The 25,225-nt window shown below is 45.2% G+C and carries 23 protein-coding genes, 1 tRNA gene and 2 rRNA genes; 19 read left to right on the plus strand and 7 right to left on the minus strand.

The features are described from left to right. Window position 1 precedes the first annotated feature (1 nt). Window positions 2-817 carry a Dam family site-specific DNA-(adenine-N6)-methyltransferase gene (locus ACLD71_RS08660; RefSeq protein ID WP_411994217.1) on the plus strand — a complete coding sequence of 272 codons (816 nt, stop codon included), beginning with the start codon at window positions 2-4 and terminating at the stop codon, window positions 815-817. Here ACLD71_RS08660 and ACLD71_RS08665 read toward each other — a convergent pair. Continuing rightward, entirely contained in the window at window positions 814-996 is a 183-nt protein-coding gene (locus ACLD71_RS08665; RefSeq protein WP_137673880.1) for a DUF2970 domain-containing protein, read from the minus strand. The two genes, ACLD71_RS08660 and ACLD71_RS08665, sit on opposite strands and share 4 nt — an antisense overlap. Window positions 997-1,114: 118 nt before the next feature. On the opposite strand from ACLD71_RS08665, the gene rpe reads away from it, so the two are divergent. From rpe to ACLD71_RS08710, 9 genes are all read left to right on the plus strand, one after another. Then, window positions 1,115-1,792: a ribulose-phosphate 3-epimerase gene (gene rpe / locus ACLD71_RS08670; protein ID WP_137673881.1), complete on the plus strand. Its 678-nt coding sequence runs from the start codon at window positions 1,115-1,117 to the stop codon at window positions 1,790-1,792. 9 nt (window positions 1,793-1,801) lie between these two features. Then, complete coding sequence (locus ACLD71_RS08675; RefSeq protein WP_411994219.1) at window positions 1,802-2,497, plus strand: phosphoglycolate phosphatase; 696 nt, start codon at window positions 1,802-1,804, stop codon at window positions 2,495-2,497. A gap of 30 nt (window positions 2,498-2,527) precedes the next feature. Continuing rightward, complete coding sequence (gene trpS, locus ACLD71_RS08680; RefSeq protein ID WP_411994220.1) at window positions 2,528-3,532, plus strand: tryptophan--tRNA ligase; 1,005 nt, start codon at window positions 2,528-2,530, stop codon at window positions 3,530-3,532. A gap of 146 nt (window positions 3,533-3,678) precedes the next feature. Further along, the gene (locus ACLD71_RS08685) at window positions 3,679-4,587 is read left to right on the plus strand and encodes a cation transporter (RefSeq protein WP_411994222.1); all 909 of its coding nucleotides are present in this window, start codon (window positions 3,679-3,681) and stop codon (window positions 4,585-4,587) included. A gap of 88 nt (window positions 4,588-4,675) precedes the next feature. Beyond that, complete coding sequence (locus ACLD71_RS08690) at window positions 4,676-5,257, plus strand: anthranilate synthase component II (RefSeq protein ID WP_411994224.1); 582 nt, start codon at window positions 4,676-4,678, stop codon at window positions 5,255-5,257. Window positions 5,258-5,551: 294 nt separating this feature from the next. Then, window positions 5,552-6,763, plus strand: coding sequence for an aspartate aminotransferase family protein (locus tag ACLD71_RS08695; protein WP_411994226.1), 1,212 nt, complete (start codon window positions 5,552-5,554; stop codon window positions 6,761-6,763). 115 nt (window positions 6,764-6,878) lie between these two features. Then, window positions 6,879-7,910 carry an arginine N-succinyltransferase gene (astA, locus tag ACLD71_RS08700; RefSeq protein ID WP_411994228.1) on the plus strand — a complete coding sequence of 344 codons (1,032 nt, stop codon included), beginning with the start codon at window positions 6,879-6,881 and terminating at the stop codon, window positions 7,908-7,910. Between the two features lie 40 nt (window positions 7,911-7,950). Then, window positions 7,951-9,420 carry a succinylglutamate-semialdehyde dehydrogenase gene (gene astD / locus ACLD71_RS08705; protein ID WP_411994230.1) on the plus strand — a complete coding sequence of 490 codons (1,470 nt, stop codon included), beginning with the start codon at window positions 7,951-7,953 and terminating at the stop codon, window positions 9,418-9,420. Window positions 9,421-9,430: 10 nt separating this feature from the next. Beyond that, entirely contained in the window at window positions 9,431-10,225 is a 795-nt protein-coding gene (locus ACLD71_RS08710) for a DUF1338 domain-containing protein (protein ID WP_411994231.1), read from the plus strand. Window positions 10,226-10,274: 49 nt separating this feature from the next. On the opposite strand, the gene crp is transcribed toward ACLD71_RS08710, so the two are convergent. Next, window positions 10,275-10,913, minus strand: a complete 639-nt coding sequence (crp, locus tag ACLD71_RS08715) for a cAMP-activated global transcriptional regulator CRP (RefSeq protein ID WP_016403770.1) — start codon at window positions 10,911-10,913, stop codon at window positions 10,275-10,277. A gap of 211 nt (window positions 10,914-11,124) precedes the next feature. On the opposite strand from crp, the gene ACLD71_RS08720 reads away from it, so the two are divergent. Next, window positions 11,125-11,529 (plus strand): OsmC family protein, encoded by a 405-nt coding sequence (locus tag ACLD71_RS08720; RefSeq protein WP_411994234.1) that lies wholly within the window; start codon window positions 11,125-11,127, stop codon window positions 11,527-11,529. Between the two features lies 1 nt (window position 11,530). Here ACLD71_RS08720 and ACLD71_RS08725 read toward each other — a convergent pair whose 3' ends face one another. Genes ACLD71_RS08725 through ACLD71_RS08735 form a run of 3 tightly spaced genes read right to left on the minus strand, consistent with a single transcriptional unit; the run spans window position 11,531 to window position 13,681 of the window. After that, the gene (locus tag ACLD71_RS08725) at window positions 11,531-12,400 is read right to left on the minus strand and encodes a phosphoribulokinase (protein ID WP_137673891.1); all 870 of its coding nucleotides are present in this window, start codon (window positions 12,398-12,400) and stop codon (window positions 11,531-11,533) included. Window positions 12,401-12,437: 37 nt separating this feature from the next. Continuing rightward, window positions 12,438-12,686 (minus strand): YheU family protein, encoded by a 249-nt coding sequence (locus tag ACLD71_RS08730; protein WP_137673892.1) that lies wholly within the window; start codon window positions 12,684-12,686, stop codon window positions 12,438-12,440. Further along, a complete protein-coding gene (locus ACLD71_RS08735) occupies window positions 12,683-13,681 on the minus strand; it encodes a hydrolase (protein ID WP_235836224.1) in 999 nt (332 codons plus the stop codon). The genes ACLD71_RS08730 and ACLD71_RS08735 overlap by 4 nt, the downstream gene beginning before the upstream one ends. 124 nt (window positions 13,682-13,805) lie before the next feature. On the opposite strand from ACLD71_RS08735, the gene ACLD71_RS08740 reads away from it, so the two are divergent. Continuing rightward, the gene (locus ACLD71_RS08740) at window positions 13,806-15,197 is read left to right on the plus strand and encodes a coniferyl aldehyde dehydrogenase (RefSeq protein ID WP_411994236.1); all 1,392 of its coding nucleotides are present in this window, start codon (window positions 13,806-13,808) and stop codon (window positions 15,195-15,197) included. A 32-nt stretch (window positions 15,198-15,229) separates the two neighbouring features. Beyond that, window positions 15,230-15,475: a DUF3624 family protein gene (locus tag ACLD71_RS08745; RefSeq protein ID WP_411994238.1), complete on the plus strand. Its 246-nt coding sequence runs from the start codon at window positions 15,230-15,232 to the stop codon at window positions 15,473-15,475. Here the strand turns inward: ACLD71_RS08745 and miaA are convergent, their stop codons facing one another. Further along, on the minus strand, window positions 15,476-16,405 hold the full coding sequence (gene miaA / locus ACLD71_RS08750) for a tRNA (adenosine(37)-N6)-dimethylallyltransferase MiaA (RefSeq protein ID WP_411994239.1): 930 nt from the start codon (window positions 16,403-16,405) through the stop codon (window positions 15,476-15,478). A 118-nt stretch (window positions 16,406-16,523) separates the two neighbouring features. Beyond that, on the minus strand, window positions 16,524-16,733 hold the full coding sequence (locus ACLD71_RS08755; protein WP_137673896.1) for a DUF1127 domain-containing protein: 210 nt from the start codon (window positions 16,731-16,733) through the stop codon (window positions 16,524-16,526). 792 nt (window positions 16,734-17,525) lie between these two features. Here ACLD71_RS08755 and ACLD71_RS08760 point away from each other — a divergent pair. The 6 genes from ACLD71_RS08760 to ACLD71_RS08785 all read left to right on the plus strand — a co-directional run bounded on the left by ACLD71_RS08760 (window position 17,526) and on the right by ACLD71_RS08785 (window position 25,131). Further along, window positions 17,526-18,650 (plus strand): pyridoxal-phosphate-dependent aminotransferase family protein, encoded by a 1,125-nt coding sequence (locus ACLD71_RS08760; RefSeq protein WP_411994242.1) that lies wholly within the window; start codon window positions 17,526-17,528, stop codon window positions 18,648-18,650. 80 nt (window positions 18,651-18,730) lie between these two features. Next, on the plus strand, window positions 18,731-19,345 hold the full coding sequence (locus tag ACLD71_RS08765) for a flavin reductase family protein (protein WP_411994244.1): 615 nt from the start codon (window positions 18,731-18,733) through the stop codon (window positions 19,343-19,345). A 2-nt stretch (window positions 19,346-19,347) separates the two neighbouring features. Continuing rightward, a complete protein-coding gene (locus tag ACLD71_RS08770; RefSeq protein ID WP_411994842.1) occupies window positions 19,348-19,848 on the plus strand; it encodes a C40 family peptidase in 501 nt (166 codons plus the stop codon). Window positions 19,849-20,274: 426 nt separating this feature from the next. Next, window positions 20,275-21,817, plus strand: a 16S ribosomal RNA gene (locus ACLD71_RS08775). 107 nt (window positions 21,818-21,924) lie between these two features. Further along, window positions 21,925-22,000: transfer RNA gene (locus ACLD71_RS08780), tRNA-Glu, on the plus strand. A gap of 242 nt (window positions 22,001-22,242) precedes the next feature. Next, window positions 22,243-25,131, plus strand: a 23S ribosomal RNA gene (locus ACLD71_RS08785). Together the 16S and 23S rRNA genes with 1 tRNA gene alongside form the textbook arrangement of a ribosomal RNA operon. The last annotated feature ends 94 nt before the right edge of the window (window positions 25,132-25,225 follow it).

Below are 25,225 nucleotides of genomic sequence, written 5' to 3' on the forward strand. Positions count from 1 at the left end.
AATGAAGAAAACTCGTGCTTTTTTAAAGTGGGCCGGCGGAAAATACGGCCTGATTGAAGATATTCAACAACAACTTCCTGAAGGCGATACCTTAGTTGAACCTTTTGTTGGCGCTGCTTCGGTATTTCTAAATACCGACTATTCTCGTTATCTGTTAAGCGACATTAACCCTGATTTAATTAATTTATATAAACTTTTGCAAACAAGTCCGCAGAAGTTCATTAATGACGCCAAGCTTTACTTTACGCCCGAGTGTAATCAGAGTGAGTTTTACTATGAGGTGCGTAAGCGGTTTAATGCGACTACAGACAGCTATCAACGTTCCTTAATGTTCTTGTATATGAATCGTCATGGCTACAATGGTCTGTGTCGCTACAATCGCAGTGGTGGCTTTAATGTGCCCTTTGGTTCTTACAAGCGACCTTATTTTCCTGAGCATGAGTTAGCGTTTTTTGCTGAGAAGGCGAAGCGTGCAGAGTTTCGTTGTTGCAGTTATGTAGAAACCTTTGCTGACATTAAAGCCGGCGACATTGTTTATTGCGATCCACCTTATGCTCCCTTAAGCCCTACCGCCAGTTTTACCAACTATGCAAGTAAAGGCTTTAATCGCAGCGATCAAGAACGTTTAGGCGAATTAGCAATAGCCGCTCAGCAACGCGGGGCATCAGTGTTGATTAGTAATCATGATTTACCACTAACACGCACTATCTATCAAAGCAGTGAGTTGAGTCAGCTAAGTGTGCGCCGTACTATTAGCCGTAAGGGGCATAAACGCATGAAAGTGGCCGAATTACTGGCTTACTACCGCGCTAATTAAGTAATCACTTTTACTAGCAGCGCAATACTCAGAACAAACACTATCACCATCACAATGCCTAACACGATAAATTTCCACGCTTTGCCTTGGCTAAAGTCGTGTTGGCGTTGCTTGTTTGATTGAACACCAAATAGTGCTCCCAGGACGCTTTTGAACAAAGATGCAGTTTTACCGGCCATTTTTTGCTCCTTAGAATGTGAAATTTCAGCATGCCATAAAAACTATCTTTGTACAGTGATTGGATCACGGCACAAGCTGCGCTAAAATTGCGCACTTTAAAATCCAATGGTTACCCCAATGAGCAAACCCTTTTTAATTGCCCCTTCAATTTTAGCTGCCGATTTTGCCCGTTTGGGTGAAGAAGTAGAAAACGTATTAGCTGCCGGTGCAGACGTGGTTCACTTTGATGTAATGGATAACCATTACGTACCAAACTTAACAGTTGGTCCTATGGTGTGTAAGGCGCTTCGCGACTACGGTATTACCGCTCCGATTGATGTGCACCTAATGGTAAAACCGGTTGATGCAATTATTCCGCAGTTTGCTAAAGCAGGCGCTAGCATGATTACCTTCCATGCTGAAGCCTCTGAGCACATTGACCGCAGCTTGCAGCTGATTAAAGAGCAAGGCTGTAAAGCGGGCTTAGTGCTTAACCCTGCTACACCTTTGCATTGCCTTGACTACGTAATGGATAAGCTAGACATGATTTTGTTAATGTCGGTTAACCCAGGTTTTGGCGGCCAGAAATTTATTCCCAATACTCTTGATAAGCTGCGCGCGGTACGTAAAAAAATCGATGACAGTGGTTACGATATTCGCTTAGAAATTGATGGTGGCGTAACCCCTGACAATATTGGTGAAATTGCCGCTGCCGGTGCCGACATGTTTGTCGCAGGATCTGCTATTTTCAGTAAGCCTGATTACAAAGCAGTGATTGACCAAATGCGTGCTGAATTAGCCAAAGCAACAAAGTAAGGCCAATTAATGACTCAGTTAAAACAGATTAAACTTATCGCTTTTGATTTAGATGGCACTTTAGTGGATAGCGCTCCAGATTTGGCTTTAGCTATAAATGCTATGTTGGTGGATTTAGGGCGTAGTGAATTCTCAGAGCAAACTATTCGTCATTGGGTTGGCAATGGTGCAGAAGTGCTGATTAAACGTGCCTTATCTGGTGCTTCTGTTATTGCTGAAGATTTAGAGGAAGCTTTATACCTCAAAGCTAAACCCTTATTTAATCGCCATTATAGTGAAAGGCTTTGTGTAGCCAGTAAACTTTATCAGGGAGTAGGGGAAAGTCTTGCCGCGCTTGCCGAGCTAAATATTCCCATGGCTATTGTTACCAATAAGCCAGGTTTGTTTACCCAACCTTTATTAGAACAGCTAAATCTTGCACGCTACTTTGACGTAGTATTGTCGGGCGACAGCTTAGCACGTAAAAAGCCAGACCCACTGCCGTTGCAGCATCTTGCAGAGCACTATCAATTGAATATCGACCAGCTTCTTATGGTGGGTGACTCAAAAAATGATATTCAAGCGGCAAAAGCGGCGGGTTGTGCCTCTCTGGGCTTGACCTACGGCTACAACTACGGTGAAGATATTGCACTTAGTGGCCCCGAATTTGTGGCAGACAGCCTTGAGACTTTAGTAGAGCTAATGAATGGCTCGGTAACGGCTTAAGCCCATCGTAATTGTTTGAATAGGAACATCATGAGTAAACCCATAGTATTAAGTGGCATTCAGCCATCAGGTTCGTTAACCATTGGTAATTATATTGGGGCAATAAACCAATGGATTGACATGCAAAACGACTACGACTGTCACTTCATGTTAGCCGATTTGCATACTATTACCGTTCGCCAAGAGCCTGAGCAGTTTAAGAACCAAGTATTGGACGGCCTAGCCATGTATATTGCTTGTGGCTTAGATCCAGACAAAAGCACTATATTTGTACAGTCACAAGTACCAGAGCATGCTCAACTAGCCTGGGCGCTTAACTGTTACACTCAAATGGGCGAACTGAATCGCATGACTCAGTTTAAAGATAAGTCAAGCAAGTACGCCAGCAACACTAATGCTGGTTTGTATACCTACCCAGCGCTTATGGCGGCCGATATTCTATTGTATCAAGCCAATGCCGTTCCTGTTGGAGACGACCAAAAGCAGCACCTTGAGTTAACCCGTGACATTGCCCATCGTTTTAATACGCTTTACGGTGACATTTTCACTGTGCCCGAGCCATTTATTCCTAAGTTTGGTGCGCGAGTTATGTCGCTTCAAGAGCCAACTAAGAAGATGTCAAAGTCAGACGACAACCCTAAAGCATTCATCTTGCTCAACGATACACCTAAGCAAATCGCTAAGAAGATTAAAGCATCGGTGACTGATTCAGATGAAGCCGCGCGTATCTATTTTGATCGTGATGAAAAGCCAGGTGTATCAAATCTTCTAACTTTGCAATCGGTCGCTACCGGAAAATCGATAGATGAGTTGGTGGCTAGCTATGAAGGTAAAATGTATGGTCACCTTAAAGTTGACACGGCAGACGCAGTGGTGGCGATGATAGAACCCATTCAGGCGCGCTATCAAGCACTACGCGACGACGAAGCAGCCCTACAAGCCATTATGGCGAAAGGTGCAGCCCGTGCTAGTGAGCAAGCCAGTAAAACCCTAAAAGCGGTTTACGATGTTTTAGGTTTCATTCGCTTAAAGTAGCAATTTGTTCTAAGTGTTAAAGCCCAGCCAAGCGCTGGGCTTTTTTATACCCAATAGTTAACGCTAGTGACTTAGCTGCCCGCTTGCTAGTATTTGGCGTAATATCAACATATTGAATTAATCGGCCAATGCCGAGGAGCGAGTAGATGGATCTGGAACGCAAAACTCTGGTGTATTCGGCGGTTGTCGCCTTGATACTTTCTCTATGGGGTATTGCAATGGGGGTGCACACCGAGTCTGGCGCTATTATGTTAGACGGGGTTTTTAATCTACTGTCTTCAGTGATGGCCTTTACTGGGATCCGCATTGCCTACCTCACCAGCCAGAATTACAACGAACGCTTTCCTATGGGCTACTTTGCCTTTGAGCCGCTAATGGTAATGGTGAAAGGGATCTCTATTCTGGTACTGGTTGCGTTCGCCTTGTCGGCAAATTTGCAAACCATGTTAGCTGGTGGTCGCGAGCCGCAAATTGGCATGATGCTGATTTATGTGGTGCCCGCTGTGTCTGGTTGTTTATTGGCTTGGTGGCTATGTTTACGTAGCAATAAGCTGCAGGCCTCTAACTTACTGCTGGCAGAGCAACAAGGTTGGCTAATAAACTCGGTGATCTCTGGTGCCATTGGCGTAGCATTAATCATTGTATTGCTTATTCAAGACAGCAGCGTAGGGTGGATAGCCCGTTATGTAGACCAAATTCTAGTGATTGTATTTTCACTTATCTTCTTAAAAGACCCTTACCTACTGGTTAAAAATGGCTTTAAAGAACTACTACTGAGCGCACCTGAAGCCGAACATACCAAACCATTTACTCAAGCCCTAGAACAGCAAACCATGTTAAATGGTTTTGAGTTAGGAGAGATAGTGGTGATGAAAACCGGTCGTCGCTTTTGGGTGACCATAGAGGTGGTGTGCCGGAATCATCAACTTGCGCTAGACGATATGGTTCAGCAGAGAAAACAAATTCGTAGTTTGGCTAATCAGTATTACCAGAATAATTATACCGAAATTGTATTTGTTGAACCCTCAGAGCAAGGCGAATTTTCTGCTGGATGAAAATTATTACAGCAGCTCGAAATGTCGCTGCCTGCTAACTAAAAATCAGCTACTATAGCGCTTTTAACGTGCAGGCTATTCTGGTTACATGCTACTGATTATCGACAATTACGATTCATTTACCTACAACCTCTATCAGTACTTTTCGCAGCTGAATGTAGAGGTTGTGGTTCGTCGTAATGATGAGATTAGCATTGAACAAATTAAGCAGCTTGCGCCGTCCCATCTGCTTATTTCACCAGGTCCATGTTCACCCAATGAAGCAGGGATTTCTCTCGCGGTTATTGCAGAGTTTGCTAACACGCTGCCCATTCTTGGGGTGTGTTTAGGACATCAGTGTATTGCACAGCACTTTGGCGGCAAGGTAGTGCGTGCGGCTCAAGCCATGCATGGCAAGGTAAGGCCGGTATATCACCAGCAAGATTCGGTATTTAGTGGGCTCGCTAACCCAATGGCAGTTACCCGCTATCACTCCTTGGTGGTTCAGGCAGACAGCTTACCGGAATGTTTAGAAGTGACCGCTTGGAGCCACAATGATAAAGGTGAAAAGCACGAAATTATGGGGCTTAAACATAAGCATTTACCGATACATGCGGTGCAGTTTCACCCTGAAAGCATTCTTACAGAGCAAGGTCTGCAGTTGCTAAGTAACTTTATTGATTCTAATTAATAGAATGAATGGGCTTTAAAATGATTGAATGCATTGATTATATAGAATGAATAAGTAATGCATATTTATGCGTGATGATTTTGATGTGAGGGCATTGCAAGCAATATTCCCTACGCTATTATTAGAACTATGCACTGAATATGCTTAAAAATGGCCATATTTTGTATGGCTTAATGGCTGAATACTCAGACATCACTCTCGATATTTGCCATAATCGCCAAACTCTTTACATACTATTAACCTTTCTGGCCTTTGACATAAAGGGATCGCCAGAAAGCTAAAGGAGAACACTACATGTCACACGCTGTTACTCGCGCGCTATTCGATGAGGTTATGGTTCCTAATTACGCCCCGGCGGCTATTATTCCGGTGAAAGGCGAAGGTTCACGCTTATGGGATCAAGAGGGCCGAGAGTATATCGACTTCGCTGGTGGTATTGCGGTTAGCTGTTTAGGGCATTGTCACCCTGCGTTGGTGAAAAGCTTAACCGAACAAGGTCAAACCTTGTGGCATCTAAGTAATGTATTGACTAACGAACCGGCTCTGCGCTTAGCCAAAAAATTAGTCGACAGTACCTTTTCTGAAAAAGTGTTTTTCTGTAACTCGGGTGCCGAGGCAAACGAAGCCGCGCTTAAATTAGCGCGCCGTTACGCAATTGAGCATGGCTCAAAAGACAAAACCAAAATCATTGCCTTTGAACAGGGCTTCCACGGTCGCACCTTCTTTACCGTTACGGTAGGCGGTCAAGCTACATACTCAGATGGTTTTGGTCCTAAGCCGGGTGATGTAGAGCATATCCCTTACAACGATTTAGCGGCGCTTGAAGCGATTATCGACGACCAAACTTGTGCAGTGATGATGGAGCCGCTGCAAGGCGAAGGTGGCATTATCAGCCCAGATTTAGCCTTTGCAAAAAAAGTGCGTGAGTTATGTGATAAACATAATGCGCTACTTATCTTTGATGAAGTACAAACAGGTGTTGGCCGTACTGGCGAGTTGTATGCTTACATGGGCCTAGATGTGACGCCGGATATTCTTACCTCAGCCAAAGCCCTAGGCGGCGGTTTTCCAATCGGTGCGATGTTAACCACTACTGAGATTGCGGCTTCTATGAAAGTAGGAACCCACGGCAGTACTTACGGCGGTAACCCATTAGCTTGTGCCGTAGCAGAAACCGCTTACGACATTGTTAATAGCGAAGAAGTGCTAAACGGTGTTAAGCAGCGCGAACAATGGTTTAGAGAAGCCTTGGATGCCATTAACGAGAAGTACCAAGTATTTTCAGAAATACGGGGTAAAGGTTTGTTACTGGGAGCAGTGCTAAACGAGCAATACCAAGGCCGCGCGCGTGACTTTTTAGTGGCAGCGGCCGATCAAGGCTTAATGGTATTAGTCGCTGGTGCTAACGTAGTGCGCTTCACGCCTTCTTTAATTGTCCCTCAAGCTGATGTTGAACAAGGCATGCAGCGTTTCGAGCAAGCTGTTGCCAAAGTGGCAAACGCTTAGCGTTTTTGGGCTGGCCTTAGCAATAAGGCCAGCCAAGTTATACTTTTTAACTATCAAGAGTAGTGGCTAATATTTAGCTACGGTTCTGTGCTATTCAAAAAAGGGAGATGTAGCCATGTTAGTTATCCGTCCTATTAAGGAAACGGACTATCCTGCCTTGTTACAAATGGCGGTTGGGTCTGGGATAGGCTTTACTTCTTTACCGGTTGACGAGCCTTTATTGCGTGAAAAATTAGTTCATTCTATTCGTTCGTTTGCAACCGATACCGACAAACCTGGCGACCAACACTATTTAATGGTGGCGGAAGATACCGTAACCGGTGAAGTGGTTGGCACCAGCGCCATTGATGCTGCTGTAGGCATGAGCAGTCCATTTTACACTTATCACCTAGGCAAGGTGGTTCATGCTTCACGAAGCTTAAACGTTTATAACGTGGTGGAAACGCTCACGCTAACCAATGACTACACTGGCGTTACTGAACTATGCACCTTGTTCTTACAAGAATCGCACCGTCAAGGTCAGAATGGTCGCTTACTATCTAAGTGTCGTTTCTTGCTCATGGCTGAACACCAAGAGCGCTTTAATGAATCGGTCATTGCCGAAATGCGTGGTGTATCTGATGAACAAGGCCGTTCGCCATTTTGGCAATGGTTGCAAGATAGTTTTTTTAGCGTGGATTTCCCCACTGCCGACTACCTTACTGGCGTAGGCAAAAAAGAGTTCATTGCGGAACTGATGCCGAAGTATCCCATCTACGTGAATTTGCTTAGCAAAGAAGCCCAAGCGGTAATTGGTGAAGTGCATGAGAAAACGCGGCCAGCACTGCGTTTATTGGAAGCCGAAGGCTTTTGCAAACACGGTTATGTAGATATTTTTGATGCTGGGCCAACGGTAGAGTGTCCTTTGAAGTTGATTGAGAGTGTTAAGCACTCCTTTAAACTCAAGATTCGTATTGGACAGCCTAGCGATGTAGCTGAAGAGATGTTACTCACTAACGCGCGTCTTGAAGACTTTCGCGCCTGTGTATCCGCTATCGATATTAATCTACAGCAGCAAACAGCGCTTATTTCGCAAGAAGCTGCAAACGCATTAATGGTAAATGAAGGAGCAAGCATTCGCGTGGGTGCCTTGCGTTTCGAGCAATAGAACTTTGCCTACGGGCAGCATTAAAGGATTTGAGCTAGTAATGGAACATTTAAATCAGTTTATTAATGGTCAATGGTTAGCAGGTGAAGGGACTGTATTTGAGTCTATCGACCCAGCTAAAAACCTTAGTGTGTGGCAAGGCAAAGCAGCGCTTTCATCACAAGTTGATAATGCGGTAGCTGCCGCACGTGCAGCGCAGTTTGCCTGGTACATGAGTGGTGTTGAATCTCGCCTTACAGTGATTAAACAGTTTGCCCACTTGCTGGAGCAAAATAAAGAGCAACTCGCGTTAACCATTGCCCAAGAAACCGGCAAACCTTTGTGGGAAACCCGCACCGAAATAGCTGCCATGATCGGTAAAATTGCTATTTCAGAAAAAGCCTATTTTGAGCGCACTGGAGAGTCATCTTCAGAGTTGCCTATTGCGACCGCGGTATTACGTCATAAACCGCATGGTGTAGTGGCTGTATTTGGCCCTTATAATTTCCCGGGCCACCTGCCTAATGGACATATTGTTCCGGCCTTAATTGCCGGCAATACTGTGGTACTTAAACCATCTGAATTGACTCCTTTTATCTCCGAGCGAGTGGTTAAATTGTGGCAGCAAGCAGGTTTGCCTGAAGGCGTGCTTAACTTAGTCCAAGGTGAAGTTGATACAGGCAAGGCCTTAGCCTCGCACGCTGGCATTGACGGCTTGTTCTTTACTGGTAGCTCAAATACCGGTCACGTATTGCATAAACAGTTTGCCAGTCAGCCAGATAAAATTTTGGCCTTAGAAATGGGCGGCAATAATCCTCTTGTGGTTGATAAAGTGGAAGACATCGATGCTGCGGTGCATGATATTGTGCAATCTGCCTTTATTTCGGCAGGCCAGCGTTGTACTTGTGCTCGCCGCTTGTTTTTACCTAACAACGAACAAGGCAAGCAAATTCTTAGCCGCTTAGTGGAAGTAACTAAAGCCATCGAAGTGGGCGAATACGACGCTGAACAGCAACCGTTTATTGGTGCCATGATTAGCGCTAAAGCGGCAGCTGGTATGGCGGCAGCACAGCAACAATTGCTAAACTTAGGTGCTAAGTCTTTAGTTGAACTTAGCCAAGCGGATCCAAGCAAAGGTTTTGTTAGCCCAGGAATTGTAGATGTCACCGCAGTGGCAGAACTGCCTGATGAAGAATACTTCGGGCCTTTGTTACAAGTTATTCGTTACGCTGATTGGGATGAAGCGATAGCCCAAGCCAACAATACTCGTTATGGCTTATCGGCTGGTTTACTTAGCGTCGACGAGGACAAGTGGGAAAACTTCCGCCACCGTATTCGCGCAGGCATTGTGAACTGGAACAGATCAATTACTGGCGCTTCAAGTGCCGCACCGTTTGGCGGAGTTGGCGCATCAGGCAATCACCGCGCCAGTGCTAAATATGCGGCCGACTACTGTGCTTATCCTGTTGCATCTATGGAAGGTAAAGCCAGCGTATTACCAGCAAGCTTAGGCCCTGGCCTGCACTTCTAAGGAGTGAGTTATGACCGTAGATTTGTTTTTTGAGCGCTTGTGGGAGCAGTACTTGGCGGTTACACCTAGTGCTGACTCTATTCATCAGCTACTAGGTAAAGGTGCTGAGGTAGTGAATGATCACATTGCAGTGCGTACCTTTAATTTACCTAATACCGGTGTTGATGCCTTTGCTAAGCATTTAATCGCTATGGGTTATCGAAAGGGTGGGGAATATCATTTTGCCAATAAACACTTGGATGCAGCACATTTTGAACACGATGACCCCACTGTTCCAAAGGTATTTATTAGTGAGCTGCAGGTAGAAAGTTTGTCGCCAGAGTCTCAAGCGATTGTTCAAGGCTTGGCTGCACAGGTAAATAACGACTTATACCAGCGACCAGAGGTATTTTTTTCCGGGCGACCTTGGCAGCTTAGTTATGCCGAATACCAAACACTGCTTAACGAAAGTGAATATGCGGCTTGGTTAGCGGCCTATGGTTATCGAGCCAATCATTTTACTATTTCGGTGAATCAACTCACGGGTATGGATGATTTACAGCAAGTGAATCAGCAATTAAAAGAGACTGGCTTTAGCTTAAATACTGCAGGGGGAGAGATAAAAGGGTCGCCAGAGGTGTTGCTAGAGCAGTCTGCCACCTTGGCCGATCAAGCTGAAGTGGTATTTAGCGACAGTAAGCACAGTATTCCTAGCTGCTTTTACGAGTTTGCCTTGCGTTACCCTAAGCCTAACGGAGAGCTTTACTCGGGCTTTGTCGAAGCCTCAGCTGATAAAATATTTAGCAGTACCGATAGCGCACAGTAAAAACAAAAAAAGCCGCATTTAGCGGCTTTTTTATTAGCGTGGTAGCTTACTAGCGCGTGCCGTAAACCACTATAGTTTTACCGTGTGCGGTAATTAACTCTTGCTCTTCTAACATCTTAAGAATACGACCTACCGTTTCGCGTGAACAACCAACAATTTGGCCGATCTCTTGGCGGGTAATCTTAATTTGCATGCCGTCTGGATGCGTCATCGCGTCAGGCTGCTTAGCTAGGTTTAATAAAGTCTGTGCAATTCGACCAGTAACGTCCAAGAATGCTAAGTCACCTACTTTTTGGCTGGTGATTTGCAAACGGTTCGCCATTTGGCCTGAAAGGCGCATTAAGATCTCAGGGTTAACTTGGATTAGCTGACGGAACTTCTTGTAAGAAATCTCCGCTACCTCGCAAGGACTTTTAGCCCGGATCCAAGCAGTACGAATTGGATTTTCAGTGTCTTCGAAAAGACCCAACTCACCCATGAAGTCACCTTGATTCAAGTAAGACAAGATCATTTCCTTGCCTTCTTCATCTTTAATCAATACTGCGACTGAACCTTTTACAATGTAGTAAAGCGTTTCAGCTTTTTCGCCAGCATGAATCAAAGTACTTTTTGATGGGTACTTATGAATGTGACAGTGAGAAAGAAACCACTCCATCACCGGATCAGCTTGAGGTTTGCCAATTACCATATTAAAGAAATCCTCTGTCTTTATAATTATTTGCTAGCTTTATAACTAACAAATTGTATTTATTGTTGTAGTCGTCCATTCCGCCTCTAGCATAAAAGGCTTCGGGCTTTGCTGCAAGGCATTTATACGCCTTTAGTATGAGGCAAACACTAGCCTTGAACCTTGACCTAGATTAAGCTGGCTGACGAAATATTCCCTAGGAGAATCTAACATGAAAGCGACCGTTACGTGGTCTAAAGAACTACAATTTATTGGAGAAAGTAGCTCAGGTCACCAAATTTTGATGGACGGTGACAATGCACAGACTGCTGCAAGCCCAATGGAGTACGTATTAATGGCCGCTGGTGGCTGTAGTTCAGTAGATATTATCTCAATTTTGGGTAAAGCGAGACAGCAAGTCACTGATTGTAAAGTTAATCTAGATTCTGAACGGGCTGAGGGAACACCCCGAGTATTTACCAAGATTCACTTAGAGTTCGTGGTAAAAGGGCATGATTTAAGTGAAAAACACGTAGCGCGCGCTGTGCAACTAAGCATGGAAAAGTACTGTTCTGTGTCATTAATGTTGAGTAAAAGCTGTGATATAAGCCACAGCTATCGTATTGAAAGCGCTTAACTTAGCGAATTTTTCCTGTCTCTAATAGTTGTTGAATCATTGGTGACAGGATTAGCTCCATGGCAAAACCCATTTTACCGCCTGGTACCACAATGGTGTTTTGCCGAGACATATAAGCGCCATCAATCATTTGCAGCAAAAACGGAAAGTCGACGTTTTTCAGCCCTCTAAAGCGAATGACCAACATGCTTTCGTCTAATGTCGGAATGCTTTTCGCGCTGAAGGGGTTAGAAGTGTCAACAGTAGGCACCCGTTGAAAGTTGATATGTGTACGCGAAAACTGCGGGGTAATGTAATTAATGTAGTCGTCCATTGAACGTACTATTGATTCTTGCACTGCTTCACGTGAATGGCCTCGTTCAGTGGTATCGCGTACTAGTTTTTGAATCCACTCTAAGTTAACAATGGGGACCATGCCGATAAGTAGGTCGACTTTAGAGGCGACATTTTTTTCGTCATAAACCACACCGCCATGTAAACCTTCATAAAATAATACGTCGGTTTCTTCAGGTAAGTCTTGCCAAGGAGTAAAAGTACCCGGCATTTGGTTATATGGTACTGCTTCGTCAAAAGTATGCAGGTAGCGACGGTATTGACCGGTGCCATTCTCACCATATTGTTTGAAGAATTCGTACAGTAAATTGAAGTCGTTGGCTTCGGGGCCAAAATAGCTAATGTGTTTGCCGTGTTCGCGCGCTTTACGGATCGCCACGTCCATTTCTGGGCGAGTGTAGCGATGGAAACTGTCACCCTCTATAAACGCCGCGTTTAGCTTGTGCTGTCTAAACAGGTGGGCGAATACTTCGCTGGTGGTAGATGTTCCTGCGCCTGAAGAACCAGTAACGGCAATAACGGGATGCTTAGCTGACATAGTGGCCTTATCTGTTAGTGATGATTATAAACATGGTTTACCCATCATCCTGCTGCCCTTCCATGGCAGAGGCATCAAACTGCTCTTTGGCAATTAAGTTTACTGTTTCGTGAAGCTCTGAGTATACGATTAAAACCGAACCATTAATAACTTGTTGTTTAATTTGTTCAAGTTTCTCGCTTAAGCTCAGCTCTTGCTCACCGTAGTCAGTCCCTTCGCGTAATACATAACTCTCTAATAATGCATCGAAGGTATTAGGATCTAGTTGCTGCCAAGGAATAATCATTTATCTGTTTGCTCTAATTGCTGCTTAAACCAATGCGGAATACTCGATTCCAACCAAAATTTGGGGCGCAGCAGGCTACCACCAACAAAACCTACGTGTCCACCTGTGTCACTTAAACGATACTCCACTGCCTTGCTTAGCTGACTGGTATTAGGAATCACTCGTTGATCCATAAATGGGTCATCGGCAGCGTGAATTAACAAGGTAGGGTGTTGAATGTCTTTTAATAACGGTAGGCCGCTACAACGCTGATAGTAATCTGCTGCGCCTTTAAAGCCATGGGCCTTAGCTGTGTAATGTTCATCAAACTCCACAAAGTTGCGCCATTGTTGAACTTGTTGAGGTTTTAAGGGGGCTTGATGAGTTTGGGCGATTTTTTTTACCAGATTGTCTTTCATGCGAGACAGCAAGTGATGCTGGTAAATTTTGGAAAAACCTTGCTGCAAGCGTTCTGAACACGCGGCTAAATGCAGTGGTGGAGAAACAATAACCGCCGCTTTAACAGGGGAGCTAGGTGTTTTTGCTAAGTAGTTAACGAGCATATTGCCCCCTAGCGAATAACCTAAAGCTAATAAAGGCGCATTAGGAAACTGCTGCTGCAAATGCGCAATGCATGCGGTGGCATCGCCTATTTCGCCACTGTGATATCCCCGCCATAGTTTATTGGCTTTACCGCTGCAGCCACGAAAGTGCATCACAACCGCGCGCCAGCCTTGTTGTTGGCAAGCTTGCAGAATACCCTTGGCATAAGGTGAGTTTACACTGCCTTCTAAACCATGAAATACCACTACAATAGGTTGTTCAGGAGTTGCAGCTTGAGCGCTATCTATCCAGGCTAAATCTACAAAGTCGCCGTCGCTTAGCTCAAGCTTTTGCCAATCGAGTGAGATTTTTTTTCGCCTCAATAAAAAGGTGGGCAGTAGCGTTTGTAGATGATTGTTGCTGGCCCACCATGGCGCTTTAAATTGACTTGGGTTAATGCTTTTTCTCCACAATATAGCTAGCTACAAACTATGTGCTTAGTCATAAAATTGTTCAAGCTTTGTCATTTTTATTTACAAGTTACCGTTGGTAACATAATCTGGGTTTACGTAAGACAAACTATTATTGGTGGCGTCCATGAATCAGCAGCAACTCAATCAAGATTTATCTCGTATGCAAGCAGCGTTTAAACAACAAACGTATCCAACGTTGCAGCAGCGCAAATACCATTTAGACCAGCTGCTGGTACTTATATTGGAAAACCAAAGTGCCATTATAAACGCTATTAGCGAGGATTTTGGCCATCGAAGCTCTCACGAAACTCAGCTGATTGAAATATTCCCTTCTATTGAAGGGATCCGTTATGCACTTAAGCACTTAAAAAAATGGCTTAAGCCGCAACGGCGTGGCGTTAGTATTTGGCATTTTGGGGCTAGTAATAGCGTAGTTGCGCAGCCGCTAGGGGTTATTGGGGTTATCGTGCCCTGGAATTATCCTTTGTACCTAGCCATTGGTCCCTTAACCGATGCATTGGCGGCGGGCAATAAAGCAATGATTAAAATGTCAGAGCTAAGCCCGCACCTTACTAAGCTGCTGATAGATCTAATGCCTCAATATCTAGCTGATGACGTAGTGAGTATTTACGCTGATGATGGCGACTTAGGCTCGTTGTTTTCAGGATTGGCCTTTGACCACCTAGTCTTTACCGGTTCTACCAATACTGGCCGTAAAGTGATGCAGGCCGCTGCTGCGAACCTTACCCCAGTAACGCTAGAGTTAGGTGGTAAGTCTCCGGTGATTATTGCTAAGGATTACCCAATAAAGTTAGCGGCTGAACGCATTATGATGGGTAAACTATTTAACGCAGGGCAAACCTGTGTGGCTCCCGATTACATATTGCTGCCTAAATCTCAGCGCCAAGCCTTTATCGATGCCTGCTTGGCTTACTGCAAAAAGCACTATAGAGATTTATCTGATGAATCTATTTCAAGTATTATCTCCAGTGATTTTCTGGCCCGCTTACACGAAATACTTGAAGATGCAGAGCAACAGGGAGCCAATACTACTCCGCTTATTTCAGGCGAAAGTAGTGGCAAAATAGCACCCACTTTAATCTTTGATGCTCCAGCTACCACCACCTTGATGCAGCAAGAGATATTTGGGCCATTATTACCTGTGGTTGAATACGAAGAACTTGCAGAGGCAATTGCTTATGTTAATCAGCATGAACACCCTTTAGCGCTGTATGTATTTAGTAAGCAACAGCAGCTACAACAGCAAGTGATACAACAAACTCAAGCGGGTGGGGTATGTATTAACGAGGTATTGCTGCATGTAGCGCAGCATGAATTGCCATTTGGTGGAGTAGGGGCAAGTGGTATGGGCCATTATCACGGCTATGATGGATTTGTGCAGTTCTCAAAAATGCTGCCTATTTTCAAGCAAGGGCAGTTTGCGGCGATTAGCCTAATGCAGCCACCTTATAACAAGTTTACTGATCTCTTGATCAAACTGATGACGCGTGGATAATTAGCGCAATTGAAACCAGTTGAGTCGCCATTGTGAGCTGTCAGTTTTGCCAAAAAGCGTGGTTTGTAGAAAAGTTAGGACGTTGCCAGCAATGTATGTTGCTGGCGAATCTTGGTTGGCTGGTTATGTTGCTTTTAAGTGTAATGTATAGCGGTAAGGTCGCGGTTTATCAGCTGAGCTTATGGTTAGCTTTTGCAGCCTTGGCTTTGCTAAGTTTGGCTCATTGGCTGATGTTTTGTTATTACCGCTGGTTTGCCTCTGAGCCACCTTCGAATTAACTAGCTTGTTAAGCTATGTAGCTGTGGCTCAACAACCTGCTTCGCTTGTTCTACTAAGTCATACTGTGGATCCAGCCAATGAATCACATCGCCACGACGTTCCATTTTCCTAAACCAAGTGTCTTGGCGCTTAGCAAATTGATGAATCTGTGAGTTTAGCTTTTGGAACATATCGTTGTAAGTGAGTTGTTCTTGTAAGTGCTGGGCAACCAAGCGGTATTCTAAACCGTAAAACTCAAGCTTTTGATAACTTACCCCCTCTGAATGCAAGCGCTGTACTTCTTCAATCAAGCCTTCTTCTAAGCGTTGTTTTAGGCGCAGCGTGATGCGCTCGCGTAATACCGAGCGATCCCAGCGGATCCCGATATATAAGGGCGTAATAGTTGGGTGTACCGCTACATCTTGCTCACTGACTTGAACATCGGCTTCAGCAATCTCTATCGCTCGTACTAAACGTGGCCGTACTGTTAAGTCGGTGCTGTTATGTTGCTCTGGTTTTAAGGCGAGTAAACGTTGCTGTAGCGTTTCTAAGCTAAGCGTGGCCAGTTCGTCTCTAAGCGCTTTGTTTACCGGCGCTTCGTTCAACTGGTAGTTTTGAGTCACAGCGTCAATATAAAGCCCCGTTCCTCCCACCATAATGGGTAACTTTTTAGCCTGTTTTATTTGTGCGTAAGCCGCAAAAAAATCGCGCTGAAAATGAAACACACTATATTCAGTATCGGGTTCAACAATATCGATCAGGTGATAGGGGATCTCCTGATACTCAGCAAGATCTTTCCCTGAGCCAATATCTAAACCACGATACACCTGCCGTGAATCCGCTGATAGCACTTCGCCGTTATAGTGGCGAGCTAATTCCACACCTAAGTGAGTTTTACCTGAGGCGGTAGGGCCGAGTACTACGATGAGATTGGCTAAGTGAGTTTGCATAGTGTTTTTCAAAGCGGGTTTTGCGGGGAATGGTAACAAGAAAAAACAAAAACGGCATGTGCAAAGCAGCATGCCGTTCTAAATAAGCCTGAGATCCTTGGCGAAAAACGCGTTTGTTTTAGTTTTCCCAGAAGTGCTTACGAGACTCTTGGTAGCGATCAGCTTCGCTTAAACCAATATCACGTAATAAGTACGCAGGTAATTGGGCTAATTGACGTCGTGTTTTTTGGCGTAACAGCCAAACATTACAAAGTTGGTAAACCTCTACAGCGTGCTGTAAGAAAGACGTGTTTTTGTTGTTGCCGATAGTATTTGTGTTAGTGCTCATAATCTAGGACCTCATCTCAGTTGATGGGGCCATCTTAGGCTTGCTCTGCGGCTTTCTCAAACAAAATAAACTGCATCTTTTGCATTAGAAAAACTAATTTAACTGTCTTTTCTGTGGAGCTTTATTTTTAGTGAAAAAATAGGCGAATAGTTATTCATTAAAATGAATTTAGAGTACAAATTCTAGCGAGGAATAATTAACTATTGTTTAGATTTTGAACCAAGTTTCTAGATTTATAGCCTGTTTGTTAAGGAGAGTTACAAGGGGGAGGGCTTGATCGCGATTTGACTATTTATTCTACGCCATTTTAAGTGCTCTAATAATTGCCTTGCCCTTTTATCTGTATGGGATTGTTGGACATTGTTAAAGTCGGGCTGTTTTATGTTTTAGATCAATTTTTAGGTACTAGGCAGGCTTAACAAGCTCGTCATTACTGGTGATCTACAGGTTAAATGGTGTACTTTTTTGTTAATGCGTTGTTGGTAGTTTGATCTTATTCAAGTAAGTGCTGATTATTGGGGTTTTTCAGCTATTCACTAACTGTAATGTTAACCTTGTTAGACTTAGTTATTTTTATTAAAGGGTTCGCAGTGTTGTTTTAGGTTGAAACTAGCAATTGCTTATCAATATCGAAGTTGTTACCGAGTGCTTCACTGTGCAATTTATAGCGTTAAACAAAGTGTCGATGCGCAGCTGTACATTTTACGTTCAACTTTTGTTAAGGCAATGTTAGAGTAATTACGCAACACAGATAATTACAATAAATAACAATATAAATATAAGGACATTAGGATGGACGTAAGTTCTTTTAATCCCCCGCGCCGTACCTTAATGGGTCCAGGCCCTTCAGATATTTCTCCTCAAGTATTACAAGCGCAAAGTCGACCAATTATTGGTCATTTAGACCCCTTGTTTGTGAATATGATGGATGAGATTAAAGCCTTACTGCAATATGCATTTCAAACTACTAATCAGCATACGTTCGCAGTATCAGCACCAGGCTCTGCAGGCATGGAAACGTGCTTTGTTAATCTACTTGAACCAGGCGATAAGGTAATTGTATGTATTAACGGTGTATTTGGTCAGCGCATGCTAGAGAATGCGGAGCGCTGTGGTGCGGTGCCTATCGTCGTTGAAGACAATTGGGGTGAACCGGTTTCTCTTACAAAAGTCTCTAAAGCATTTGAGCAATACCCTGATACCAAAGTGTTGGCGTTTGTGCATGCAGAAACATCCACCGGTGTCGCATCAGACGCACAAGCCTTATGTGCCTTAGCCAAGAAAAATGGCAGCTTAACTATTGTAGATGCAGTGACTTCATTGGGTGGCATTCCTCTTAAAGTAGATGAATGGGGCATTGATGCCATTTATTCAGGCAGTCAAAAGTGTTTGTCTTGTGTACCGGGGTTGTCTCCAGTTAGTTTTAGTCAGGCCGCAGTAGATAAACTCAAGCAACGAAAAACTAAAGTTCAAAGCTGGTTTTTAGATCAAACCTTAGTCATGGGTTATTGGTCAGGCGAGCAAAAACGCTCGTATCATCATACAGCTCCAGTAACAGCTTTATATGCCCTACACGAATCCTTACTAATGTTACATAAAGAAGGATTAGAAGCATCTTGGCAACGTCATGCTCAGCAACATACTGTACTTGCTGAAGGTTTAGCTAGACTAGGTTTAGATTTAATGGTGGATGAGAGTTGCCGCTTGCCTCAGCTAAATCTGGTCGCCATTCCTGAAGGGGTAGACGAGCAAGCAATTCGATCTCGGTTGCTTAATGATTACAATTTAGAAATTGGTGCTGGCTTGGGTAAGTTTGCAGGTAAAGCTTGGCGTATTGGTTTGATGGGCTACGCAGCTCGCCAAGAGAATGTTAGTTTGTGTTTAGCGGCATTGTCTGAGGTAATGGCTAAAGACTAGTTATTTCGTTCTATACTGATAAACAAGCCCGCTATTGCGGGTTTGTTGTTTACCGCCTTCCTATATTAAGGAGCTTTTAGGTGTATATCGACTTTGCCGACTTGTTAAGTAAGCAAGTTTATCATTGCATGACTCAAACCATTGTACCTCGTCCTATTGCGTGGGTACTTAGCGATAATGGCCAGCCCACTTCTTATAATCTCGCTCCTTTTTCTTATTTCACTGCAATTAGCTCAGATCCACCATTGATCATGCTATCGGTGGGTAAGAAGCCCGACGGCAGTGATAAAGACACCAAGGTCAATATTCAGAACGGTAAATACTGTGTAGTGCATATCGCCAGTGCAGAACAAGCCAAGCAAGTAACGGAATCAGCAAAAACCTTGCCTTATGGTGAATCTGAGATTGTTCAACAGCAACTAGAACTTGCTTCTTTCGAAGGGTTTGCATTACCACGTTTAGCTGATGCACCTATTGCCATGGCGTGTGAACTGTTTGAGATGCAGTCTATCGGGAATACGCCGCAGTCGATGATCATCCTTAAAGTATTACACCTATATATAGAAGAACAATTTGCCACAATGAATGAAGGCCGTATGGATCTAGATACCAACGCGCTAAATCCTTTAGGTCGTTTAGGTGGTGGAGAGTACTGGGCAAACGGTCAAAGCTTTACTATCCAGCGGCCCAAATAGTGATGAAGTTTGAATTAGCTAATAACGTCGTGCGTAGTTACCAGCTTCTGGCTTTGTTCATTGCTGGAATGTGGCTGGTGGGTTGCAGTAGTCAGTCATCTACTAGCGGTGGGGTGAACCAGCAAGCTAATGCAATAAGCGGCGAGCAAACTCAGTTCTTGGCTCTACATAAACAGTGGCAAGGTACGCCCTACAAATTAGGGGGATCGAACAAAGCAGGGATTGATTGTTCCGCTTTTGTGCAACACCTATATAGTAGTATCTACCAAAAGCAGCTTCCTCGAACGACACAAGCCCAAATGCAGCAGGGTAAAACCGTTAACTTAGCTAAAGCGCGTACCGGTGATTTGGTGTTCTTTAAAACCAGCCATAAAGTGAGACACGTTGGTGTCATTTATGACCAACAGCTCTTTCTTCATGCATCTACTTCTAAAGGCGTGATCTTTTCTCGACTCGATAATGTTTATTGGTCACCAAAGATCATCACGATAAAACGGCTCTAATTGTAGATAAAACCAACTAAAATCACAGCTTCTGACTACTATCTGAACACTTGACTCGATTTCTGTGATTTTCTTCAAAAAACGCTTGCACCAAAATCGCGGATCCCTATAATGCGACTCCACTGACACGGCAAGCGGCGCTGCAAAGCGATGTAGAAACGATGTCAGGGTTGGTAAGGCCTGAGGCTTTATTAGCGGCGCAAAAACTTCTTCTTAATTAATATTAAAAAGCGGTTGACAGCCACAGAGGAAAGCGTAGAATGCGCACCTCGCTTCGGCAACGAAGCAACGCTCTTTAACAATTTATCAAGCAATCTGTGTGAGCACTCACAGGGCATTAAGCGAAAAAATTAGCTTAAGTGAACTGGATGCTTGCACTGTTTTAACAGTAATAATTTTCAGTTTTTACTTTGAGCGAAAAAACTTTGATTGAAGAGTTTGATCATGGCTCAGATTGAACGCTGGCGGCAGGCTTAACACATGCAAGTCGAGCGGTAACATTTCTAGCTTGCTAGAAGATGACGAGCGGCGGACGGGTGAGTAATGCTTGGGAATATGCCTTTACGTGGGGGACAACAGTTGGAAACGACTGCTAATACCGCATAATGTCTTCGGACCAAAGGAGGGGATGCTTCGGCACCTTTCGCGTAGAGATTAGCCCAAGTGGGATTAGCTAGTTGGTAAGGTAATGGCTTACCAAGGCGACGATCCCTAGCTGGTTTGAGAGGATGATCAGCCACACTGGGACTGAGACACGGCCCAGACTCCTACGGGAGGCAGCAGTGGGGAATATTGCACAATGGGCGAAAGCCTGATGCAGCCATGCCGCGTGTGTGAAGAAGGCCTTCGGGTTGTAAAGCACTTTCAGTCGTGAGGAAGGGGTAGTAATTAATACTTGCTATCTTTGACGTTAGCGACAGAAGAAGGACCGGCTAACTCCGTGCCAGCAGCCGCGGTAATACGGAGGGTCCGAGCGTTAATCGGAATTACTGGGCGTAAAGCGTACGCAGGCGGCTTTTTAAGCCAGATGTGAAATCCCCGGGCTCAACCTGGGAATGGCATTTGGAACTGGGAAGCTAGAGTTTTGTAGAGGGTGGTAGAATTTCAGGTGTAGCGGTGAAATGCGTAGAGATCTGAAGGAATACCAGTGGCGAAGGCGGCCACCTGGACAAAAACTGACGCTCATGTACGAAAGCGTGGGGAGCAAACAGGATTAGATACCCTGGTAGTCCACGCCGTAAACGATGTCTACTAGTTGTCTGTGAGTTTAACTCGTGGGTAACGCAGCTAACGCATTAAGTAGACCGCCTGGGGAGTACGGCCGCAAGGTTAAAACTCAAATGAATTGACGGGGGCCCGCACAAGCGGTGGAGCATGTGGTTTAATTCGATGCAACGCGAAGAACCTTACCTGCCCTTGACATACTAAGAACTTACTAGAGATAGTTTGGTGCCTTCGGGAACTTAGATACAGGTGCTGCATGGCTGTCGTCAGCTCGTGTCGTGAGATGTTGGGTTAAGTCCCGCAACGAGCGCAACCCCTATCCTTATTTGCCAGCACGTAATGGTGGGAACTCTAGGGAGACTGCCGGTGATAAACCGGAGGAAGGTGGGGACGACGTCAAGTCATCATGGCCCTTACGGGCAGGGCTACACACGTGCTACAATGGCATGTACAGAGGGATGCGAACTCGCGAGAGTAAGCGGACCCCAAAAAGCATGTCGTAGTCCGGATCGGAGTCTGCAACTCGACTCCGTGAAGTCGGAATCGCTAGTAATCGTAGATCAGAATGCTACGGTGAATACGTTCCCGGGCCTTGTACACACCGCCCGTCACACCATGGGAGTGGGCTGCAAAAGAAGTGGGTAGTTTAACCTTCGGGAGGACGCTCACCACTTTGTGGTTCATGACTGGGGTGAAGTCGTAACAAGGTAGCCCTAGGGGAACCTGGGGCTGGATCACCTCCTTATTATGATGCTGATGTTCCTGTGACGTGTTCACACAGATTGCTTGATGAAAAGATAAAGAGAGATAAGTTCTAGTGCGGTTTAGGACCAACGAGAACAGCTTTACAGTGTCCCGTTCGTCTAGAGGCCTAGGACACCGCCCTTTCACGGCGGTAACACGAGTTCAAATCTCGTACGGGATACCATTTCTCTCTTTGGTTTGAGAATACAAAGCTAAGCATTTGTTTATACAGTGCTTAGCTTTGGTTTCTAAGAAACCAATTGCTCTTTAACAATTTGGAAAAGCTGATAAAAAATATCTCAAAAATACGAGTTAAATAACAAGTGTTTTTGGTATTCAAAAAAATAAGGTGATCGTACTCGAATGGCAGGATTTATACAGCCTGACCATTCAAGTTAGTTAAGCGACAACATTTAGGTGTTGTATGGTTAAGTGACTAAGCGTATACGGTGGATGCCTTGGCAGTCAGAGGCGATGAAGGACGTGTTAATCTGCGATAAGCCATGTTAAGTCGATAAAAGACGTTATAGACATGGATTTCCGAATGGGGAAACCCACTGCATTTTATGCAGTATCGCAACGTGAATACATAGCGTTGCGAGGCGAACCCGGGGAACTGAAACATCTAAGTACCCGGAGGAAAAGAAATCAACCGAGATTCTGGTAGTAGCGGCGAGCGAACCCGGATTAGCCCTTAAGCTTTTATGTGATTAGTGGAATGTTCTGGAAAGGACAGCGATACAGGGTGATAGCCCCGTACATGAAAATCTACTTTAAGTGAAATCGAGTAGGACGGCACACGTGATATGTTGTCTGAATATGGGGGGACCATCCTCCAAGGCTAAATACTCCTGACTGACCGATAGTGAACCAGTACCGTGAGGGAAAGGCGAAAAGAACCCCTGTGAGGGGAGTGAAATAGAACCTGAAACCGTATACGTACAAGCAGTGGGAGCCCCTTCGTGGGGTGACTGCGTACCTTTTGTATAATGGGTCAACGACTTAATTTCAGTAGCAAGGTTAAGCGAATAGCGGAGCCGTAGGGAAACCGAGTGTTAACTGCGCGCATAGTTGCTGGGATTAGACCCGAAACCCGGTGATCTAGCCATGGGCAGGTTGAAGATTGGGTAACACCAATTGGAGGACCGAACCGACTAATGTTGAAAAATTAGCGGATGACTTGTGGCTGGGGGTGAAAGGCCAATCAAACCGGGAGATAGCTGGTTCTCCTCGAAAGCTATTTAGGTAGCGCCTCGGACGAATACTAGTGGGGGTAGAGCACTGTTAAGGCTAGGGGGTCATCCCGACTTACCAACCCTTTGCAAACTCCGAATACCACTAAGTACTATCCGGGAGACACACGGCGGGTGCTAACGTCCGTCGTGGAAAGGGAAACAACCCAGACCGTCAGCTAAGGTCCCAAAGTCATAGCTAAGTGGGAAACGATGTGGGAAGGCTTAGACAGCCAGGATGTTGGCTTAGAAGCAGCCATCATTTAAAGAAAGCGTAATAGCTCACTGGTCGAGTCGGCCTGCGCGGAAGATGTAACGGGGCTAAGCTATGCACCGAAGCTACGGATGCTTACTTTGTAAGCATGGTAGAGGAGCGTTCTGTAAGCCGTTGAAGGTGAGTCGTAAGGCTTGCTGGAGGTATCAGAAGTGCGAATGTTGACATGAGTAACGATAAAGGGGGTGAAAAGCCCCCTCGCCGAAAGACCAAGGTTTCCTGTTCAATGTTAATCAGAGCAGGGTGAGTCGGCCCCTAAGGCGAGACTGAAAAGTGTAGTCGATGGGAAACAGGTTAATATTCCTGTACTTCGTATAATTGCGATGGGAGGACGGAGAAGGCTAGGCCAGCATGGTGATGGTTATCCATGTTTAAGGTTGTAGGCTGGACACTTAGGAAAATCCGGGTGTCTAAGGCTGAGAATTGATGACGAGTGTCTACGGACATGAAGTGGTTGATGCCCTGCTTCCAGGAAAAGTCTCTAAGCTTCAGATTATACGAAACCGTACCCCAAACCGACACAGGTGGTTGGGTAGAGAATACCAAGGCGCTTGAGAGAACTCGGGTGAAGGAACTAGGCAAAATGGTACCGTAACTTCGGGAGAAGGTACGCTCTTGATGGTGATGGGATTTACTCCCTAAGCTGCTGAGAGTCGCAGATACCAGTTGGCTGCAACTGTTTATTAAAAACACAGCACTGTGCTAAATCGAAAGATGACGTATACGGTGTGACGCCTGCCCGGTGCCGGAAGGTTAATTGATGTGGTTAGTCTTTGGACGAAGCTATTGATCGAAGCCCCGGTAAACGGCGGCCGTAACTATAACGGTCCTAAGGTAGCGAAATTCCTTGTCGGGTAAGTTCCGACCTGCACGAATGGCGTAATGATGGCCAAGCTGTCTCCACCCGAGACTCAGTGAAATTGAAATTGCCGTGAAGATGCGGTGTACCCGCGGCTAGACGGAAAGACCCCGTGAACCTTTACTACAGCTTGACACTGAACATTGACCCTACATGTGTAGGATAGGTGGGAGGCTTTGAAGCGTTGTCGCTAGATGATGTGGAGCCGACCTTGAAATACCACCCTTGTAGTGTTGATGTTCTAACGTTGGTCCCTTATCGGGATTGCGGACAGTGTCTGGTGGGTAGTTTGACTGGGGCGGTCTCCTCCCAAAGAGTAACGGAGGAGCACGAAGGTTGGCTAAGTACGGTCGGACATCGTACGGTTAGTGCAATGGCATAAGCCAGCTTAACTGCGAGACAGACACGTCGAGCAGGTACGAAAGTAGGTCATAGTGATCCGGTGGTTCTGTATGGAAGGGCCATCGCTCAACGGATAAAAGGTACTCCGGGGATAACAGGCTGATACCGCCCAAGAGTTCATATCGACGGCGGTGTTTGGCACCTCGATGTCGGCTCATCACATCCTGGGGCTGAAGTCGGTCCCAAGGGTATGGCTGTTCGCCATTTAAAGTGGTACGCGAGCTGGGTTTAGAACGTCGTGAGACAGTTCGGTCCCTATCTGCCGTGGGCGTTTGAGAATTGAAGGGAGCTGCTCCTAGTACGAGAGGACCGGAGTGGACGAACCGCTGGTGTTTGGGTTGTTATGCCAATAGCATTGCCCAGTAGCTACGTTCGGAACTGATAACCGCTGAAAGCATCTAAGCGGGAAGCAGGCCTTGAGATTAATTCTCACTGGGACTTTAAGTCCCCTGAAGGGCCGTTGGAGACTACAACGTTGATAGGCAAGGTGTGTAAGTGCTGTGAGGCATTGAGCTAACTTGTACTAATTACCCGTGAGGCTTAACCATACAACACCTAAGTGGTGTGTATGTTTGATGAAGATTATCTTATTTAGAAACCAAGAGTGCTTGTTAGACTCGTGGGATGTTTCAGCTTTTTCGA

It is taken from the genome of Agarivorans sp. DSG3-1, assembly GCF_046774965.1.
GTDB lineage: Bacteria > Pseudomonadota > Gammaproteobacteria > Enterobacterales > Celerinatantimonadaceae > Agarivorans.

Excerpts from the sequence above, each read along its gene's own strand:
- ACLD71_RS08695 (WP_411994226.1), top strand. The coding sequence starts at position 5,552 with ATGTCACACGCTGTTACTCGCGCGCTATTCGATGAGGTTATGGTTCCT.
- ACLD71_RS08720 (WP_411994234.1), top strand. The coding sequence starts at position 11,125 with ATGAAAGCGACCGTTACGTGGTCTAAAGAACTACAATTTATTGGAGAA.
- ACLD71_RS08660 (WP_411994217.1), top strand. The coding sequence starts at position 2 with ATGAAGAAAACTCGTGCTTTTTTAAAGTGGGCCGGCGGAAAATACGGC.
- ACLD71_RS08690 (WP_411994224.1), top strand. The coding sequence starts at position 4,676 with ATGCTACTGATTATCGACAATTACGATTCATTTACCTACAACCTCTAT.
- ACLD71_RS08755 (WP_137673896.1), bottom strand. The coding sequence starts at position 16,733 with ATGAGCACTAACACAAATACTATCGGCAACAACAAAAACACGTCTTTC.
- crp (WP_016403770.1), bottom strand. The coding sequence starts at position 10,913 with ATGGTAATTGGCAAACCTCAAGCTGATCCGGTGATGGAGTGGTTTCTT.
- ACLD71_RS08725 (WP_137673891.1), bottom strand. The coding sequence starts at position 12,400 with ATGTCAGCTAAGCATCCCGTTATTGCCGTTACTGGTTCTTCAGGCGCA.
- ACLD71_RS08675 (WP_411994219.1), top strand. The coding sequence starts at position 1,802 with ATGACTCAGTTAAAACAGATTAAACTTATCGCTTTTGATTTAGATGGC.
- miaA (WP_411994239.1), bottom strand. The coding sequence starts at position 16,405 with ATGCAAACTCACTTAGCCAATCTCATCGTAGTACTCGGCCCTACCGCC.
- ACLD71_RS08665 (WP_137673880.1), bottom strand. The coding sequence starts at position 996 with ATGGCCGGTAAAACTGCATCTTTGTTCAAAAGCGTCCTGGGAGCACTA.
- rpe (WP_137673881.1), top strand. The coding sequence starts at position 1,115 with ATGAGCAAACCCTTTTTAATTGCCCCTTCAATTTTAGCTGCCGATTTT.
- ACLD71_RS08710 (WP_411994231.1), top strand. The coding sequence starts at position 9,431 with ATGACCGTAGATTTGTTTTTTGAGCGCTTGTGGGAGCAGTACTTGGCG.
- ACLD71_RS08770 (WP_411994842.1), top strand. The coding sequence starts at position 19,348 with ATGAAGTTTGAATTAGCTAATAACGTCGTGCGTAGTTACCAGCTTCTG.
- ACLD71_RS08760 (WP_411994242.1), top strand. The coding sequence starts at position 17,526 with ATGGACGTAAGTTCTTTTAATCCCCCGCGCCGTACCTTAATGGGTCCA.
- ACLD71_RS08740 (WP_411994236.1), top strand. The coding sequence starts at position 13,806 with ATGAATCAGCAGCAACTCAATCAAGATTTATCTCGTATGCAAGCAGCG.
- ACLD71_RS08730 (WP_137673892.1), bottom strand. The coding sequence starts at position 12,686 with ATGATTATTCCTTGGCAGCAACTAGATCCTAATACCTTCGATGCATTA.
- astD (WP_411994230.1), top strand. The coding sequence starts at position 7,951 with ATGGAACATTTAAATCAGTTTATTAATGGTCAATGGTTAGCAGGTGAA.
- trpS (WP_411994220.1), top strand. The coding sequence starts at position 2,528 with ATGAGTAAACCCATAGTATTAAGTGGCATTCAGCCATCAGGTTCGTTA.
- ACLD71_RS08685 (WP_411994222.1), top strand. The coding sequence starts at position 3,679 with ATGGATCTGGAACGCAAAACTCTGGTGTATTCGGCGGTTGTCGCCTTG.
- astA (WP_411994228.1), top strand. The coding sequence starts at position 6,879 with ATGTTAGTTATCCGTCCTATTAAGGAAACGGACTATCCTGCCTTGTTA.